At 56.4% G+C, this 17,066-nt stretch carries 16 protein-coding genes and 1 riboswitch; of the genes, 12 read left to right on the top strand and 4 right to left on the bottom strand.

The genetic code is table 11. The features are described from left to right. Positions 1 to 13: 13 nt before the first annotated feature. The 3 genes from cobO to HPT27_RS16245 all read right to left on the bottom strand — a co-directional run bounded on the left by cobO (position 14) and on the right by HPT27_RS16245 (position 3,494). Positions 14 to 619: a cob(I)yrinic acid a,c-diamide adenosyltransferase gene (cobO, locus tag HPT27_RS16235; RefSeq protein ID WP_172245735.1), complete on the bottom strand. Its 606-nt coding sequence runs from the start codon at positions 617 to 619 to the stop codon at positions 14 to 16. Positions 620 to 830: 211 nt separating this feature from the next. After that, complete coding sequence (locus HPT27_RS16240) at positions 831 to 1,199, bottom strand: endonuclease domain-containing protein (protein ID WP_172245737.1); 369 nt, start codon at positions 1,197 to 1,199, stop codon at positions 831 to 833. 315 nt (positions 1,200 to 1,514) lie between these two features. Continuing rightward, on the bottom strand, positions 1,515 to 3,494 hold the full coding sequence (locus tag HPT27_RS16245; protein ID WP_172245739.1) for a TonB-dependent receptor: 1,980 nt from the start codon (positions 3,492 to 3,494) through the stop codon (positions 1,515 to 1,517). 164 nt (positions 3,495 to 3,658) lie between these two features. Beyond that, positions 3,659 to 3,836: riboswitch (cobalamin riboswitch) on the bottom strand. 522 nt (positions 3,837 to 4,358) lie between these two features. Here HPT27_RS16245 and metH point away from each other — a divergent pair. Then, positions 4,359 to 8,117, top strand: coding sequence for a methionine synthase (metH, locus tag HPT27_RS16250; protein ID WP_172246394.1), 3,759 nt, complete (start codon positions 4,359 to 4,361; stop codon positions 8,115 to 8,117). A gap of 471 nt (positions 8,118 to 8,588) precedes the next feature. Here the strand turns inward: metH and HPT27_RS16255 are convergent, their stop codons facing one another. After that, positions 8,589 to 9,545, bottom strand: coding sequence for an integron integrase (locus tag HPT27_RS16255; RefSeq protein ID WP_172245741.1), 957 nt, complete (start codon positions 9,543 to 9,545; stop codon positions 8,589 to 8,591). Positions 9,546 to 10,290: 745 nt separating this feature from the next. Here HPT27_RS16255 and HPT27_RS16260 point away from each other — a divergent pair. The 11 genes from HPT27_RS16260 to HPT27_RS16310 all read left to right on the top strand — a co-directional run bounded on the left by HPT27_RS16260 (position 10,291) and on the right by HPT27_RS16310 (position 17,020). After that, complete coding sequence (locus HPT27_RS16260; RefSeq protein ID WP_172245743.1) at positions 10,291 to 10,959, top strand: hypothetical protein; 669 nt, start codon at positions 10,291 to 10,293, stop codon at positions 10,957 to 10,959. Positions 10,960 to 11,043: 84 nt separating this feature from the next. Continuing rightward, the gene (locus HPT27_RS16265; protein ID WP_172245745.1) at positions 11,044 to 11,358 is read left to right on the top strand and encodes a hypothetical protein; all 315 of its coding nucleotides are present in this window, start codon (positions 11,044 to 11,046) and stop codon (positions 11,356 to 11,358) included. Positions 11,359 to 11,913: 555 nt separating this feature from the next. Continuing rightward, complete coding sequence (locus tag HPT27_RS16270) at positions 11,914 to 12,309, top strand: DUF4345 family protein (RefSeq protein WP_172245747.1); 396 nt, start codon at positions 11,914 to 11,916, stop codon at positions 12,307 to 12,309. Between the two features lie 79 nt (positions 12,310 to 12,388). Beyond that, positions 12,389 to 12,784 (top strand): DUF4345 family protein, encoded by a 396-nt coding sequence (locus tag HPT27_RS16275; protein ID WP_172245747.1) that lies wholly within the window; start codon positions 12,389 to 12,391, stop codon positions 12,782 to 12,784. 68 nt (positions 12,785 to 12,852) lie between these two features. Then, positions 12,853 to 13,359 (top strand): hypothetical protein, encoded by a 507-nt coding sequence (locus HPT27_RS16280; protein ID WP_172245749.1) that lies wholly within the window; start codon positions 12,853 to 12,855, stop codon positions 13,357 to 13,359. 181 nt (positions 13,360 to 13,540) lie between these two features. After that, on the top strand, positions 13,541 to 13,870 hold the full coding sequence (locus HPT27_RS16285; protein ID WP_211198078.1) for an OsmC family protein: 330 nt from the start codon (positions 13,541 to 13,543) through the stop codon (positions 13,868 to 13,870). Positions 13,871 to 14,120: 250 nt separating this feature from the next. Next, positions 14,121 to 14,501: a VOC family protein gene (locus HPT27_RS16290; protein WP_172245753.1), complete on the top strand. Its 381-nt coding sequence runs from the start codon at positions 14,121 to 14,123 to the stop codon at positions 14,499 to 14,501. A gap of 72 nt (positions 14,502 to 14,573) precedes the next feature. Continuing rightward, positions 14,574 to 14,897 (top strand): hypothetical protein, encoded by a 324-nt coding sequence (locus tag HPT27_RS16295; RefSeq protein ID WP_172245755.1) that lies wholly within the window; start codon positions 14,574 to 14,576, stop codon positions 14,895 to 14,897. Between the two features lie 275 nt (positions 14,898 to 15,172). Then, the gene (locus HPT27_RS16300; RefSeq protein WP_172245757.1) at positions 15,173 to 15,781 is read left to right on the top strand and encodes a CPBP family intramembrane glutamic endopeptidase; all 609 of its coding nucleotides are present in this window, start codon (positions 15,173 to 15,175) and stop codon (positions 15,779 to 15,781) included. Positions 15,782 to 15,790: 9 nt separating this feature from the next. Next, positions 15,791 to 16,294 (top strand): TspO/MBR family protein, encoded by a 504-nt coding sequence (locus HPT27_RS16305; RefSeq protein WP_172245759.1) that lies wholly within the window; start codon positions 15,791 to 15,793, stop codon positions 16,292 to 16,294. A gap of 147 nt (positions 16,295 to 16,441) precedes the next feature. Further along, positions 16,442 to 17,020: a GNAT family N-acetyltransferase gene (locus HPT27_RS16310; protein ID WP_172245761.1), complete on the top strand. Its 579-nt coding sequence runs from the start codon at positions 16,442 to 16,444 to the stop codon at positions 17,018 to 17,020. The last annotated feature ends 46 nt before the right edge of the window (positions 17,021 to 17,066 follow it).

Here is a 17,066-nt window from a genome sequence, read left to right on the forward strand (position 1 = left end):
CGGAGTTTCGGGTTCAGAAGTCAACACCCTTGCGCGCCATGATGCCAGCACGAAACGCATGCTTGATGTCCTGCACCTCGGCCACGGTATCGGCAAGCTCACGCAGGGCGCTGCCACCACCACGGCCGGTGATGACCACGGTCTGTCCCGGCGGGCGGGCGCGTATCGCGGCCAGTATCATCGCTTCATCCAGATACTTGAAGCTCAGCATATAGGTCAGTTCATCCAGCACCAACAATTGCACGCTGGCATCGCGCAGCAACTCGGCAGCGACTGCCCAGGTCCGTTCAGCCGCCGCGATGTCGGTGCTGCGGTTTTGGGTATCCCAGGTAAATCCGGTGCCCATCTGATAAAAGTGGACCTCCGGGTGTTGCTGACGCAGATACAGCTCTTCACCGGACAGTTGCACCCCTTTGATGAACTGCACTACCCCCACCTTATGACCGTAACCGAGGCTGCGCATCACCATACCAAACGCGGAACTGGTTTTGCCTTTGCCATCGCCGGTCAAAAGCAGCACCAGCCCGCGGTCGTCAGTGGCGGCCGCGATGCCGGCATCGACGGCAGTCTTGAGCTTTTGCATTTTGCGCTGGTGTTGGTTGCTTGATTCGTCGGTCATGGCTTGATCCATTGACAGTTTCTTGTCTGGCGTCTTTACAATTTGCTTGTTAGCGAACTGAGGCTCTTACTAAAGGTTCACCCTCATCCCAGCCTTCTCCCGTCAAGGGAGAAGGAGCAAAACACAGGCCACTTCTTATCAGTGTCATGTCGCACGACTGTGTTAAAAGCCCTCTCCCTTGACGGGAGAGGGTTGGGTGAGGGTGAAGCCGCTAAAGTGAACCATTACTCGGGATCGCGCGCTCCTGCAGCGCCAACCAAATGGTCTGACAAACCGATTCCGTGTCCACCAATACCTCATTGTTCCAAAAGCGGATAACGCGGAAGCCATTGAGTTCCAGCCATTTGCTGCGGGCCTCGTCATGGCTGGATTGCAAGTGCTGGCTGCCATCGACTTCGATGATCAATCTTCGCTCAATGCAGACAAAATCAACGATGTAGTCACCGAGCGGAAACTGCCGCCGAAATTTGCCGGCGAATTTTTCCGGGTCGCGAAGTTGGCGCCATAGCATCCGTTCGGCGTCAGTCATTTCCTTCCGAAGCCGCCGCGCTCGGCATCGTTGGTTGTCGGACAAGCGCATTTATTCTTCCCTGAATATCTGGAGCAGGCTATTCACTCTCACCCAACCCGCTCCCGTCAAGGGAGAGGGCTTCAATTCCTATTGCGCCCAGCTTCGCTTCACGCCCCAGTTACTCATCCTTGGCTCATGCGCGGCAACCGAATGACGCTTCGTTTTGTCAATTCCAGGTCAGTCCTATCATGATCAAGGCTTTCGACACACGGTCGCGATTGAGCGCCAGTCGGTCAACGTGTCTTCCCCCTTCTCCCTTGACGGGAGAAGGTTGGAATGAGGGTGATGAATTGCGCGACTCCTCTTGATTGCCAAGCTCATCAATCAGAAGCTCATGCCTACTGTCACGGCCCATTGCCGGCCTGCGGCGGGATAGTAATAATCGAACGGCGCCACGCCGCCGCTGAAACTGTCGTATTGCTTGTCGCCGAGATTATTGACGCGGGCTAGCACATGCAAGCGCGCCAGTTGCAAGCGGGCGCTGGCATTGAAAACGGTGTAGCCGCCGAGCCGGTTGTCGCGATTGTCATTGTCGCCGGCGCGGTAACGTTCGCCGGTGTATTGACCATCAACATACAGTGTCAAGCTGTCGCTGGCGGACCAGCTCAGGCCGCCGCCCGCTTGTTGCTGGGCAACCAGCGGCACGCGCTGGTCGGCAAAATGGCCACTGTCAACGCGGGCGTCGACGTAACTGTAGTTGAAGTGCAGAGCCCAGACCGATGCCAACGCGACATTGCCGCGCACGTTGAAGCCTTGCCGGGTCGAGTCGTCGAGATTGATGTTGGCGCCGGTGCCGGGACCAAACGGACCGTCGGCGAGCGGGTCGTAAAAAATTTCATCGCTCAGGTTCAGCCGGTAGGCAACGGCGGTCAGCGTCAAGGCGTCGAATTGGCTGTCGAGTCCGAGCTCCAGCGATACCGATTGCTGCGGTTTGAGCTGGCTTACTGTCGGTGCGACAAAGCCGTTTTCATCAGCGGTCGGCCAGCGGAAACCTTCGTCGCGACGCAGGAACCAGCGATGTGAGGCAGTCAGTTGTTGACTGATGCCGAGCTGAACCACCGTCAGCGTATCGTCAACGTCGCGGGCAAGATTGTGATCGGCAATCAACTGGCTATGGCGACCGCCGGCGGTTACGAGCCAGTCGGCGGCCAACGGTACGGTGAGCTGGCCATACAGATCGCGTGTTTGCTGATCAAACGCCGTTACGCCATAGCCGTAATCGTATTCGGCGTCGGCGTTTTCCTGATCAAAGCCGGTGGTCAGCAAGAGTTCGCCATGTTCGGTGGCAACGCTGCCACTCAGCCGTGGTTGCAGCGCTGCCACCGTGGTCTGGTAACGAAACGGGCTGGCATACAACGCGCCACGGGTATCGTCGTCGCGCTGGCTGAGGTCGGCGAGCAGCCGCCAATGTTCGTTCAATGCGACCTCGACGCCAAGGCGGGCGGCGTCGGTGCGGCGATCACCGTAATCAGTCGGTGAGCTGCTCTGTCCTCTATCGTCGTCGCGCTGGTCGCGGCTCAGACTGCCGGGCAGGCGGAGATTGTCGCGGGTCTGTTGCAGATCGAGCGCCAGCGTGGTGAGGCCGGTTTGCAGACCGACGTTGGCAAAAATGTTGTGGTAATTCTGTTCATTGTTGTCGCGATAATTGTCGGCCAGTTTCTTTTCACCGGCCAGGCGGTAGGAAAAGCCATTGCCGAGCGCTTGCTGCACCGAGGCTCGGTAGATCTCGGCATCGTCACTGCCGCGGCCCGCTTCCAGCGTAACCTGTTGCTCGTCCGGATGACCGGTGATGATGTTGATGACGCCGGCACTGGCCTGATCGCCATACAGCGAACCTGCGCTGCCGTGCAGAATTTCAATGCGCACGACATTCTGCAGCGAAATACTGGCCAGATCGGGGCCGGCCAGCGACGGATTGTTCAGCTTGCGGCCATCGACCAGCAGCAGGACGTTGTTGACGCCATTTTCGCCAAAGCCACGCATGCTGACGCTGGCACCGCGGCCGCCGTTACCAATCATGTCGGTGATCTGCAGGCCGCCAAGTGTGGCCAGCACTTGCACCAGCGAGTCGGCGCCACTGCGGGCAATCTGATCTCGGTAGATAATCTGGATGGCGGCCGGCAAAACCGGTGTCGATTGTGCCGAGCGTGTGCCGATCACCGAAATGTGATCGGCTTCCGCGTGCGCTGCCGCGTTGTCGTCACCATGAGCGACGGCCGGTAACAGAATTAGCGGCGTCAGAACCAGCTGCGTCAGGATCAGTGGCTTCAGGATCAGCGCGTTGAAATGAAAATGGACTTTCACGATTTCCTCAATGTCGAGAGTGAGCAATTGAGGAGGGATGGCCCGCGCCTGTCGCAAAAAATGCGCAGGATATGGGCAAAGCAGATGGGTTGCAGCTGCCTGTGACGACGCCCTCCGCATCGTCCCGGTACGACTGGGCGCCCGCGTCTTGCGACAGTGAGCACGCAGTCTTTCCTGTTCAGGCTGGTATCGGGCTTCTTGCCGGTGGGCAAGTTACCGTTGCGGGGGCAGCGCCGGACTGATGCGATCATGCGGTCAACACACCGCCCAATCACCGGACTTCCCAATTAACCCGGCCCTGCGCCTGAGCGCCAAGCCGGGACCTGAAAAGGACGGCGGGACTCTACGCGGCAGCCAACGGGGCGTCAAACTTGAGTCAGAAGGAAAAGGCATATGGACTTGGCGCCGGAGCAGGTACGATCGCCAGCAATGTCTTGGTGGTTGGTCGTGCTGTGCGCTGGCTAAATTTGCGGTTGGCTTCACTCTCACCCAGGTCCTTTCCCACCAAGGGAGAGGACTTGAAAGCCTTCCCCCTTGATGGGAGAAGGTTGGATGAGGCTGAAGCCAGGTCTAACCACCAACCAATAAACAACGCATAGTAGAAATCCTGCAGACGGAACTGCCTATACTATTTTTATCAGTACCGTTTTCCATCAGTACCGTTTTTCATCAGTACCGCTTTCCATCACGACTGTTTGCCATAACTCGTTTGGCTTTTACTGAAGGCCAATAGCTGTGAGTCCATCCGCTGTGACGCATCCCGTTTCCTGTACCTGTGCCAATCATCGCCCGACGGTTGATCAACCGATTGCGGCCAACGTCTTTACCGGCGAGAAGCGCCCACACGAACCGCATTGTGCCGAGCTGGCGCGTGACCGTGCCGGCCGTATCGAGGCCCTGCAGGCGGCGCTCACCGAGCGCATTCTGGTGCTCGATGGCGGCATGGGCACGATGATCCAGACCTACAAGCTCAGTGAAGCCGATTACCGTGGCGAACCGTTCAAGGATTTCCACAAAGACGTCAAAGGCAACAACGACCTGCTCAGCATCACCCGGCCCCAGGTCATCCGCGCCATCCATGAAGCCTATCTGGAAGCCGGCGCCGATATCATCGAGACCAATACCTTCAACGCCACCCGCATCTCGATGGCCGATTACGAGATGCAGCATCTGGCACATGCACTCAACGTAGCCGCGGCACGCGTAGCGCGCGAAGCCGCTGATCACTACACCGCCAAAGATCCGACCAAGCCGCGCTTTGTCGCCGGCGTGCTTGGGCCCACTTCGCGTACGGCTTCCATCTCGCCGGATGTCAATGACCCGGCTGCCCGCAACGTGAGCTTTGATCAACTGGTCGAGACCTACCTGGAAAGTCTTGACGGCCTCGTTCGTGGCGGCAGCGATGTCATTCTGATCGAAACCATTTTTGATACGCTCAATGCCAAGGCCGCGGTATTCGCGGTGCAGGCGTATTTTGATCGTGAAGGTTTTTCGCTGCCGGTGATGATCTCCGGCACCATCACTGACGCATCCGGCCGGACGCTGTCCGGGCAAACCACCGAGGCGTTCTACAACTCGCTGGCGCATGCCAAACCGATTTCAATTGGCCTGAACTGCGCGCTCGGTGCTGCCGAGCTACGGCCCTATGTCAAAGAGATGTCGCGCATCGCCGGCTGCTACACCTCGGCCTACCCCAACGCGGGTTTGCCGAATGCCTTTGGCGAATACGATCAAACGCCGGAGCAGATGGTGGCGGTGGTCGAGGAGTTTCTCGCCAGCGGTTTCTTGAATATCGTCGGCGGTTGCTGCGGCACCACGCCGGCGCACATTGCCTTGCTCGCTGAGGCGGCTGGCAAATACCCGCCACGGCAGCGGCCCGACATTGAAGTTGCCTGCCGGCTGTCCGGGCTGGAAGCGTTCAACATCAAAAATGATTCGCTGTTCGTCAACGTCGGCGAGCGCTGCAACGTCACTGGCTCGGCCAAGTTCAAGCGCCTGATCGTTGCTGGTGATTACACCGCGGCGTTGCAGGTGGCGCAGGAGCAGGTCGAGAACGGCGCCCAGATTCTTGATATCAACATGGACGAAGGCATGCTCGATGCCGTCGTCGCCATTGATCGCTTTTGCAAGCTGATTGCCACCGAGCCTGACATCTCGCGGCTGCCGATCATGCTCGACTCCTCCAAATGGGAGGTGATCGAGGCCGGGCTCAAATGCCTGCAAGGCAAGTGCGTGGTCAACTCGATCAGCATGAAAGAAGGCGTCGCCGATTTCAAAGCCAAGGCCAAACTGTGCCAGCAGTATGGCGCTGCGGTGGTTGTCATGGCATTTGACGAGCAAGGCCAGGCTGACAGCTTTGAGCGCAAGATTGAAATCTGCGAACGCTCCTATCGCATTCTGGTCGATGAAATCGGCTTTCCGCCGGAAGACATCATTTTTGACCCGAACATTTTTGCCATCGCCACCGGCATCGACGAGCACAACAATTACGCCGTTGATTTCATCCGGGCTTGTAGCTGGATACGTCAGTACCTGCCCCATGTCGGTATTTCTGGCGGGGTTTCCAATGTCTCGTTCTCGTTCCGTGGCAATGACCCGGTTCGGGAAGCCATCCACTCGGTCTTTCTGTATCACGCCATCAAGGCCGGTCTCAGCATGGGCATTGTCAACGCCGGCCAGCTGGCGGTGTACGACGAACTGCCGGCCGAGCTGCGTGAAAAAGTGGAAGACGTGGTGCTGAACCGGCAGCCGGCTGTTACCGCAACCGATGCCGGTGAAAAGAGCCCCACCGAAGCGCTGCTGGAGATTGCCGAAAAATTCAAGACCGGCGCCATCAAGAAAACCGATGACGATCTGGATTGGCGCAGCTGGCCGGTCAACAAGCGGCTGGAGCATGCGCTGGTCAAAGGCATCACCCAGTTCATCATCGAGGATACCGAAGCGGCGCGGGTCCAAACCAAGCGACCGCTCGATGTCATCGAAGGGCCGTTGATGGACGGCATGAACGTGGTCGGTGATCTGTTCGGCGCCGGCAAGATGTTCCTGCCGCAGGTGGTCAAATCGGCGCGGGTCATGAAGCAGGCCGTCGCTTACCTGCAGCCCTATATCGAGTTGGAAAAGGGTCAGGCCGAGCAAGCCGGCGCTGCCAAGACCAATGGCAAGATTGTCATGGCCACCGTCAAAGGCGATGTCCACGACATTGGCAAGAACATTGTCGGCGTGGTCCTGCAATGCAACAACTTTGAAGTGATTGATCTCGGCGTCATGGTCCCGGCCGAAAAAATCCTGCAGACGGCGGTCGAGCAGCAGTGCGACATCATCGGTTTGTCGGGCCTTATCACGCCGTCGCTGGATGAAATGGTCAACGTCGCCCGCGAAATGCAGCGGCAGGGCATCAACAAACCCTTGTTGATCGGTGGCGCCACCACTTCCAAGGCGCATACGGCCGTCAAAATCGAGCCGCAATTTACCCTCAATCAGGTGGTTTACGTGCCGGATGCCTCGCGCGCCGTCGGCGTGGCAACGACGCTGTTGTCGCAGGAGCTGCGCGAGCCCTATGTGCGTGACCTCAAGGCCGAGTATGAGGTGATCCGTGCCCGGCACGACGGCACCGTGCGCGGCACCACGCGGCCGTACGCCGAGGCCGTGACGCGCGGCATTCAGACCGACTGGGCGCATTACGCACCGCCGGTGCCAACCTTCACTGGCATCAAAGTGTTTGATGATTACTCACTCGACGAGCTGGTGCCCTATATCGACTGGACGCCGTTTTTCATCACCTGGGATCTGGCCGGCAAATATCCGCGCATTTTGCAGGATGAAGTCGTTGGCGAAGCGGCGCGCCAGCTGTTCGATGACGCGCAAGCCATGCTCAAGAAGCTGGTCGCAGGCAAACGTATCAAGGCTCGCGCCGTGCTCGGTTTCTGGCCGGCTAATGTCGGCGTCAGCAGCAGCGCGTCAGACGACATCGCGGTTTATGCCGACGAAGCGCGCCAGCAAAAGCTGGCAACGCTGCATCATTTGCGCACCCAGACCATCAAGCAAGGCGCGGCCGATGTGCATGCCTCGCTGGCCGATTACATCGCGCCGGCAGCCAGTGGCGTAAAGGACTACATTGGCGCGTTTGCGGTGACTGCCGGTATTGGTGTTGATGAACTCACCGCCGAGTACGAGCGCCAAGGCGATGATTATTCCAGCATCATGGTCAAGGCGCTGGCCGACCGGTTCGCCGAAGCGCTGGCCGAGCGCCTGCACGAGCGCGTGCGCAAAGAGTTCTGGGCCTACGTGCCAGACGAGTCACTCGACAACGACCAACTGATCAAGGAGCAGTATCGCGGCATTCGTCCGGCGCCCGGCTACCCAGCCTGCCCGGACCACACCGAAAAAGCCACCTTGTTCAAACTGCTCGACCCGGAACATCACATCGGCATCAAACTCACCGAGCACTACGCCATGTGGCCCACCGCCGCCGTGTCCGGCTGGTATTTCTCGCACCCCAAGGCAGAGTATTTCAACGTCGGTAAAGTGCAGAAAGATCAGATCGAAAGCCTCGCCCACCGCAAAGGCATGACCGTGGCCGAACTGGAGAAATGGTTAAGCCCGGTACTCGGCTATAACCCTTAGAAAGTTGTCTCCCTCCCCAATGCCGCTCAGTTAAGGTTTGTTCTGTCACCCCCGCGAAGGCGGGGGTGACAGTGTCTTGCGCGAAAGTCGCTGGATAGATTCGCGCCATCCTTGGCGCTCACCCTACGGGCCGCTTCGCCGTCCAACGTGACTCCTGTCACGTTGTCCCGCCTGCGCGGGAATGACGGACTCTCCTAACTGATCGGCATTTGTCTCCCTCCCCCCTCGCGGGGGAGGGCCGGGGAGAGGGGAGGCTCTCCACACGATCCGTCGCAACAGTCCATCCGAATCCTTCCTATCGCGATTATCCGCCGCACCGACATGCGATGGAGTCGAGTGGCTTGTTGCGCGGGGCGACGTATAGCGAGGTAGTGACTTATCTCCCTCCCCCTTGACGGGGGAGGGCTGGGGTGAGGGTGAACTCTCTTCACGAATCACCGTCGTGCTACTACCAACAGTTTCCGCAAGTGCTCACAACCGATCCAATGGGCTCACTGCTCCCGCGCCTACCTTGGCAACATGGGTGTAAATCATCGTCGTTTCGACATGACTGTGACCCAGTAGCGTTTGAATGGTCCGAATGTCCGTTCCGCTTTGCAGTAAATGCGTCGCAAAGCTGTGCCGAAAGGTATGGCAACGAACCAGCTTGTTGATGCCTGCGCCAGCAACCGCCCGAGCAAGCGCCCGCGACAAGGTTTGCGGGTAAAAATGATGGCGTCTCGTAATGCCTGTTCTTGGATCGCGGGAAAGCTCGGCTTGCGGGAACAGCCAGTGCCATGCCCACGTCTCACCAGCCTTCGGGTATTTCTTTTCCAAGGCCCACGGCAGTACAACACCGGGCAATTTCTGGGCACGGTCCTGTTCATAAACCAGACGTGAAGCGCGTAGTTGCTCAGTCAAAGCTGACCGACAAGCCTGCGGTAGCGGCACAACCCGATCCTTCCCACCTTTGCCTTCGCGTACAGTGAGCATGGAAAGCCCCATGTCCACATCCTTCACGCGCAACGACAACAGCTCGGTTCGTCGCAAGCCAGCGCCATAGAGTAGCTGGACCATCAATTGGTATGGTGCGGGCAGTGCCTGTATCACCGCCCTGACTTCACTCGGTGACAATACAACCGGAATACGAACGGTACGCCTGGCTCGTACTACATCGTCAAGCCAGGGCAAATCGGTGCTCAATACTTTGCGATACAGAAATAGCAATGCAGCCAAAGCCTGATTTTGCGTACTGGCAGATACCTTGTCCTTCACCGCCAAGGCGCTCAGGAATTGCTCCACCTCGTACTTGCCCATCTCCGCTGGATGGCGTTTGCGATGAAACAGAATAAAGCGACGAATCCAGTGACAGTACGTTTTCTCCGTGCGCAGGCTGTAGTGCTCGACTCGCAGCTTTTCAACAACCTGATCCATCAGTTTCTGCGCCATAGCTCCCTCTTGGCATCTCTGCAAATCGGGCCATCCTAGCCGGACAAATGAACAACGGTCAGCGGCGAAAAAGCATGCCAAGGCCGAAAATCTGCCACTATTGCAGGTTGTACCTGGCAGATAGCGGTGTAAGCCAACTCTCACGCAAACTGATAACCAATTGAATCTAAAGAGAATCGGTGCTGAAGAACTCAAATGGTCAACATGATTAGGAGGCACCCAAAACCAGCAGAACAGCCATGGCGCCTAATCAATGTCGGACGCGTCAACAAAAGCAACCCAAGCTCTTGAATAACCGAGTAAATTCAGTCAAATTCCGGGACATCCAAAAACCGTTAGGCGGCATGCCGCCTAATCATTAGTTAGGCCGTGATAGGTTGCAGCGCGATCAAAATGCGAAGCGTAAATTTCGCACAGCGTGCACGACGAAACGCACACGAAAATGGGAGTCGGCCGAATTTTCAGCTGAAAACATTTATGTTACCGTGAGCTCACGGTGTTCGCGCACAAGCGAGCTTGATGCGGAAACACCGAGTGCTCACGGCAATGCTCTCAGCCGAAAATCTCGGGACGTGTACCCATTGCCGCGCCGATCGACAGGCCGATGTAAGCAACGGAGCGATAAGACTTGCACAGCGCCACAGGCCTAACTAATCATCCGACCGGACGCCAAAACGCTGCGCGTTTCGGCCCCCTTCGCTGGCGCTCCGGCGCCGGTCAACTCAGTTGTTAGGCCTTTCATTCCATGAAAAAACTTGTTGCATCTTTGTTAGCCGCAATCGGCATGTCTTCAATGCCGCAGGCCGCCGAGAAAATTGAAAATGTCGATATAAACAAAATTCGATACACCATGCCCACCGTGGCGGCAGATCAAATAGAGTATGGCGTCCCAACTAAAGAAAGCTTTCAGGGTGCCCCGCAATTTCACGAAGACGAATGGGCTCAGTTGGAGTTTTTTCCAGGCAGTCGCCTTCCTGAAATTCAGAAACTGTTAAAGGAATACAAGCTATTTGAAAAAGCCAATAGGACCAAGAATGGCTGGTTAAAGATTTATTCTAGGCAAATCACGCGTGAGCAGATAACTCCGATAACAATCTCCCCCATGGTGATTAGCAACGAAACCTCATCCCAGTTATTGCCAGCACCAATTCTGGTAACAGCGTCAAAACCGCTCGGCCAAGTAAAGGATGGCTTTTCATTATTGCTTGGCACAAACGCGTATCTCTACGGGCAAGTAAACAGCAAAGGCATATCTGTTCTCGGAGCCTATTTAGCTGGCGCAGATGACATGATGCTTTCACGGGCTTTTGCCACGCTAAACAAAAAGCATGGCTTAATCCTTGTTGATTGGCGGCAACAATTCATTTTGATCTCTGTTGCTGAAAATGGTGAGTTCAATGTTTGGCAACCATAGCAGGCCTAACTACACAATCAAGTTCGCGCCTTCGGCGCCGGACGTCGCTACGCGACGCCGCTTACTTAATCGTTAGGAGTAATCATGAAATACAAAGCCATATCTTCAACAGCATTAGCTATCGCTGCGATATTTTTCATAGGGAATGCTTCGGCTGAAAATGTAGTTACTCCGCCGACAATGAAGTCGTTAACAGACAAAGCAATTCCAATTGACGACAGAATTTCTTCGTTAGAGCAGGCGTGTAAAGACTTCATTGGTAAACGAGGTCCATCAACGCAAAAAATGTACGAAAGGAAGTTGGCTGAGGCTAAAGATAGCACCAAAACGCCAGATGAAAGAGAAAGCGCAATGATGCCTATTATGGGCCTGTGTGTTGGGTCTGGCTTGAATCTATAGTTAGAGCGTTGAATTTATACGCGAAAAATTCGCTTAAATTAAAGCGTCTATACTTCGATGAATGAATCACATTTAATGTCAAATCCTAACAAGGCGTTCAAAACCGCTTCACTTCGTTCCGCTGGACATTTTGCAGCGTTGCTGCAAAATGCCTTTTAACTTTTCGTTAGGCCGTGATAGGTTGCAGCGCGATCAAAATGCGAAGCGTAAATTTCGCACAGCGTGCACGACGAAACGCACACGAAAATGGGAGTCGGCCGAATTTTCAGCTGAAAACATTTATGTTACCGTGAGCTCACGGTGTTCGCGCACAAGCGAGCTTGATGCGGAAACACCGAGTGCTCACGGCAATGCTCTCAGCCGAAAATCTCGGGACGTGTACCCATTGCCGCGCCGATCGACAGGCCGATGTAAGCAACGGAGCGATAAGACTTGCACAGCGCCACAGGCCTAACTAATCATCCGACCGGACGCCAAAACGCTGCGCGTTTCGGCCCCCTTCGCTGGCGCTCCGGCGCCGGTCAACTCAGTTGTTAGGCAGCACAAGGAGGCGCCATGAGCTGGTTCATCCGCAACTTCAAATGGGCGATGCTGGTGTCTGGCCTGCTCACTCTGACTATGGTCCAGGCGGCATTCGCTCCCCAAGCTGCCCTGCGGTCAACGTTTGGGGATTCGCTCGAAGGCCCCTTGGCTGAGATCGTCGTGCGTAATTGGGGCGCACTGATCGCACTGATCGGGGCGATGCTCATTTACGGCGCGTTCCGGCCTCACGTACGCAGATTGGTTTTGGCCGTCGCAGGCACGAGCAAGGTCGTTTTCATTTCCCTGATACTGACCTACGGCACACAATATCTCGGCAAGGTCGGCATAGCCGTCATCGTCGACTCCCTGATGATCGTTCTGTTCACTGCATATCTGGTGGTTTCGCGTCGTGACGAAAGTGCTGCCTAACAACGCGTTCCACGGGCGACGGCCTCGCTTCGCTCGGCCGCGCCGTGAACGCGGGCGTTAGGCAGCACAAGGAGGCGCCATGAGCTGGTTCATCCGCAACTTCAAATGGGCGATGCTGGTGTCTGGCCTGCTCACTCTGACTATGGTCCAGGCGGCATTCGCTCCCCAAGCTGCCCTGCGGTCAACGTTTGGGGATTCGCTCGAAGGCCCCTTGGCTGAGATCGTCGTGCGTAATTGGGGCGCACTGATCGCACTGATCGGGGCGATGCTCATTTACGGCGCGTTCCGGCCTCACGTACGCAGATTGGTTTTGGCCGTCGCAGGCACGAGCAAGGTCGTTTTCATTTCCCTGATACTGACCTACGGCACACAATATCTCGGCAAGGTCGGCATAGCCGTCATCGTCGACTCCCTGATGATCGTTCTGTTCACTGCATATCTGGTGGTTTCGCGTCGTGACGAAAGTGCTGCCTAACAACGCGTTCCACGGGCGACGGCCTCGCTTCGCTCGGCCGCGCCGTGAACGCGGGCGTTAGAGTGCTTATGAAATATTTCCTTAAATTTTCAGTTATTGTTTCTTTGCAGTTTATCTCGGCAGTCGCTATAGCAAACGACAAAGATGGTGCTCATCGTAACCTAGCCGATGCAATCATATGCAAAGGAGATCCAGCCCAAGCTGTTTATGAGCTGGTAGAAAAAGGAAACAACTTCGATGCGGGTTATGCGGCATATGGTTTTGGTGAAGGCACTTCATATAAGGCGGTTGCCATTCTTAAAGAACCACTGAAAATTGGTGAGGCTACTACCTCAGCAGTGATATCCGAGACTGAAAATTCAAATTTCGATTTCGGCGCATTTACATATGCTCAATTCAAGGGCGACTATAAGAAAATGGTAAAACTATTAAAACTGCAGGAAATAATTCCGTACACAAATGAGAGTCTTGGTAAATTTGTTTCCAATCCAACGGGCTGCCCAAATACAATCGCACTCACTCCTCTAGAAAATGGTGAATTTCTTCTTGGGTGCGGGTGGCACAATGGGTGTTAAGCAGGTGCAATCTAACAAGGCGCTTAAATCGCAGCCTTCGGCTGCTGGGACGCCGCTACGCGGCGCCCCTTAGCTTATCGTTACCGACGTCGCTCACTCTCCGAGGTGCATCGTGGAAATATCCGCAACGGTAGTCAGTTCGCCCGGTACTCACCAAGTGACAGTTTGCTCTGGTGATGCCGTGCATCAACTGAATATCGCGCCAAAGCCGGCGGGCGGTGGATCGGCGACCAACGGCGGCGAGCTTCTGATGCTCGCGCTGGCAACCTGCTATTGCAATGATCTTTATCGCGAGGCCGCCCGTCTTGGTCTTCAACTTGACGCGGTGCAGGTGCAAGCGTCAGCGCAGTTCACCGGCGTCGGCCTCGCCGCTTCGGATGTGCGCTATCGCGCGACGGTCACGTCTTCCGCTTCGCCGCAGGCCATCGCCCAGCTGCTGAGCGAGACGGACTCCGTTGCAGAGGTACACAATACCTTGCGAAAAGGCGTGCCGGTTCAGCGTGTGCTGTAATTGGCGGCAATTGCGCGGATGCGTTACGGATATTTAATCCGGCTGGAATGCATACCCTATGGCTGCTATGCGCGTTGCGAGAGCCGTTGTCGGTGTCGGTAGAATCGGTGGGAAGCACCCCAGAAACGGTAATGGCCCGTCAAGGCCAGGAAGCAAGCCGGGGATTGGTTAACGGTTCAGACTGATGGCCTCGCTATTGGTGATGCCGTGATTCAACCTTGATGTCGGACTTTGCTGGAGTTGCTCACGAATGAAGATCGACCATGTGACCTTGCTGGTGTCATCGCTGGATCACAGCATGCCTTATTACGAGCATCTGCTGCCGCTCGTTGGTTTTTCCAAGAAGAAAGATCATGTCTGGACAGATGGCGACGGGTTCTTTTTTCAGTTTTTGCAAGCAAAGCCTGATACCCGCCCGTACGAACGCTATGGTGCCGGAATGAACCATCTTGGCTTCAGCGCCTCGACACCCGAACAGGTTCATGCCATCCGGGAGGCCATGGGCAAAGCCGGTTTCGAGATTCCGGCGATTCAAAACCTCGGTGGTGCTATTGCCTTGTTCATGAAAGACCCTGACGGCATTCGCTTTGAGGTCACCTACTATCCGCCGGGTATGGCGGTTGTTGACTAGGCAACGGGCTCAGACTGCATTTACACTCATGCGGCTTGGCAGCGTAGGTTCACCTTAGGCATTTGTGCGCAGATGAAACTGTTCAACTGGAAAAACAAGTCCTGGCGGGAACGCCTTGTTTTTATTGCCACCGTCGCGGTCATTCTTTTGCTTTCCCTGCATCCTGAATTGCGACTCTTGGTTCCGCTCATTGATGCTGCGGGACTTGACTTGTTTTTGTTGCTTGTCGGTGCACAAGTCTGGACGTATTTCAGTCCTTTTCTGCTCAAGCTGTACGATGCTATGGTTCTCACCGCTGCTCGCAAAGGCTATGGTGTCGTGCTCTTTTTCTTTGGCTGTGCCGGCCCTTGGGCGGACGCAAAATTTCGGCTCGCGCTCCAGCGGATAACCGCCTGATTACGCGGTTTTGTTGATGCCGCTTCATGATTTGGCTGCATGCTGGCATCGAAAATTGCAATCGGCCCCCGCATCGACTGGGGTACAGGAGTTTTCATATCCAAGCTACGCGTAGAAAGCTTCACGATTTCATTGGATTGCTTTGGCGCTGGTGGGCCTGGTTCGTACCGCAGTGGCGCTCTTGGGCTCATCGTCGCAATGGGCACTAACAATTCAATTAAGCCGAAGCAACTTCGTGGCTCGACTTAATACAGGTGTTGGGTATCAGGGGAAATATGTCGACAGTTGAACTCTCTAAAACGCCGATTGGTCTCGGCCGGCAGTGGACGCTCTGTTCGATCATGGTGCTGGCCGCTTTTCTGATCTGCTTCGCTACCGGCAAGCCGTTTCCGTCCCTGTTCCTCTCGCGCCTTACCGTTATCCAACAGGTGCTGGTCGCACTTGGTCTTGGCGCGGCCGCCTGCCTCAATGCTTGGGTCGCGTACAAATTGGCTGCCGGTCGGCCCACCGCGCAGCACACCGTTGAGAGTTACAGCCGGCTGGATCTTCGCGGATGGAACCCGATTCTTTTGGCGTCGGCCGCTGGCATCGGCGAGGAGATTCTCTTCCGGGGCGCCTTGCAAAGCTGGCTCGGCGTATGGATTTCGTTGCTGCTCTTTGTCCTCGCTCACGCCAAGGCCTATCGTTTCAACACGCTCAACAAGCGCGTTTTGGTTCAGGCCGCTGGCTTGATTGTCGTTGGGCTCGCTTTGTCCGCCATTGCGCACTTCGCGGGACTTATCCCGGCGATCATCGAGCACATCGTGATTGATATTGCCGGTCTCTACACGGTGCGCAGCGTGTCAGCGCGCAGCCTGACGCTTAACTCAGGTATAGATAGATAGCAGGCTCACATGACCGCATACCGCCCATCAATTGGCGCCCAGGCAATGGCGCTCATCGTTGCCTTCGGTGTCACCTACGCCACTGCCGCTGTGGGCGCCTTGGCGTCGGTGCAAGCGCGCTCGTTTTACGCTGAACTTGTGCGGCCCGAGTGGGCTCCCCCTGGCTGGTTGTTTGGGCCAGTATGGTCGGTGCTTTACACCCTTATGGCCATTGCCGTCTGGCTCGTTTGGCGTTCTGAAAATTGGCAAGCTGTCAGGCTTGCAGTTGGTCTTTTTGCCGCGCAACTTTTGGCCAATGCACTGTGGAGTTGGCTGTTTTTTGCGTGGCGACTTGGCTCAGCAGCATTCGTGGAAGTCCTGCTGCTTTGGTCGCTCATCCTTGCTACGATGGTGGTGTTCTGGCGGGTCAGTCGCCTTGCCGCTGCTCTTCTGGCACCGTACCTGGCGTGGGTCACATTTGCTGCTGCGCTGACATTGTCCCTGTGGCAATCAAATCCACAGCTGCTCGGGTAGTCACAGCGCAACGTGCGGCCTGTACCTCGCTGAAACGCGTTGGCATGGTTCGTCGCTCACGACGCGCACAAGATGTATCTGGCGCATCGCGAGCGCGGCGCTATGCCGCCACAGTCCGCATCGCTCGAATGTTAGGCCGCAGAACCCATGCCAAATCCTCTCACGTTTTCAGTCCCCCACAGCGTCGAAACGCCGAGGCTGCTGCTCCGCTCGTTCCGGGAGGACGATGCGCCGGCTCTGCACGATGCCATCGTCGAATCAATTGCTGAACTTCGGTCGACTCTGTGGGCGTTGCCTTGGGTTGATTGCGAGCAGACTCTAGAGAATGCGCTGGTTCGCTGCCGTCAGGCCCAAGCCAATTTCCTGAACCGCGCGGATCTTGCCTATCTGGCGTTCGAAAAGAGTAGCGGCCGCCTCGTGGGTTCGATTGGTCTGCATCGGACCGATTGGGAACTGCCAAGGACGGAAGTCGGTTACTGGCTCAGAACAAGCGCGACGGGCAAGGGCTACGCAGCAGAGGGCGTGAATGCGCTGACGAGCTGGGCATTCGAAAGACTGGGTGCCGTGCGCGTGGAGTTGGTCACCGATGAGGCCAACATGGCGTCACGAGCGGTAGCCGAGCGCTGTGGCTTTATTCTTGAAGGTGTGCACCGCAGTGTCAGACGTGGCCCCGACGGTAGTCTGCGCAATCGCTGCATCTATGCACGTTTCCCTGCTGTAGCCTAACGTGCTGGGCAACCGGCCTCCGTCGCGGGGCCATCCGCCCATCCCA

The organism is Permianibacter fluminis (assembly GCF_013179735.1).
Taxonomy (GTDB): domain Bacteria; phylum Pseudomonadota; class Gammaproteobacteria; order Enterobacterales; family Permianibacteraceae; genus Permianibacter; species Permianibacter fluminis.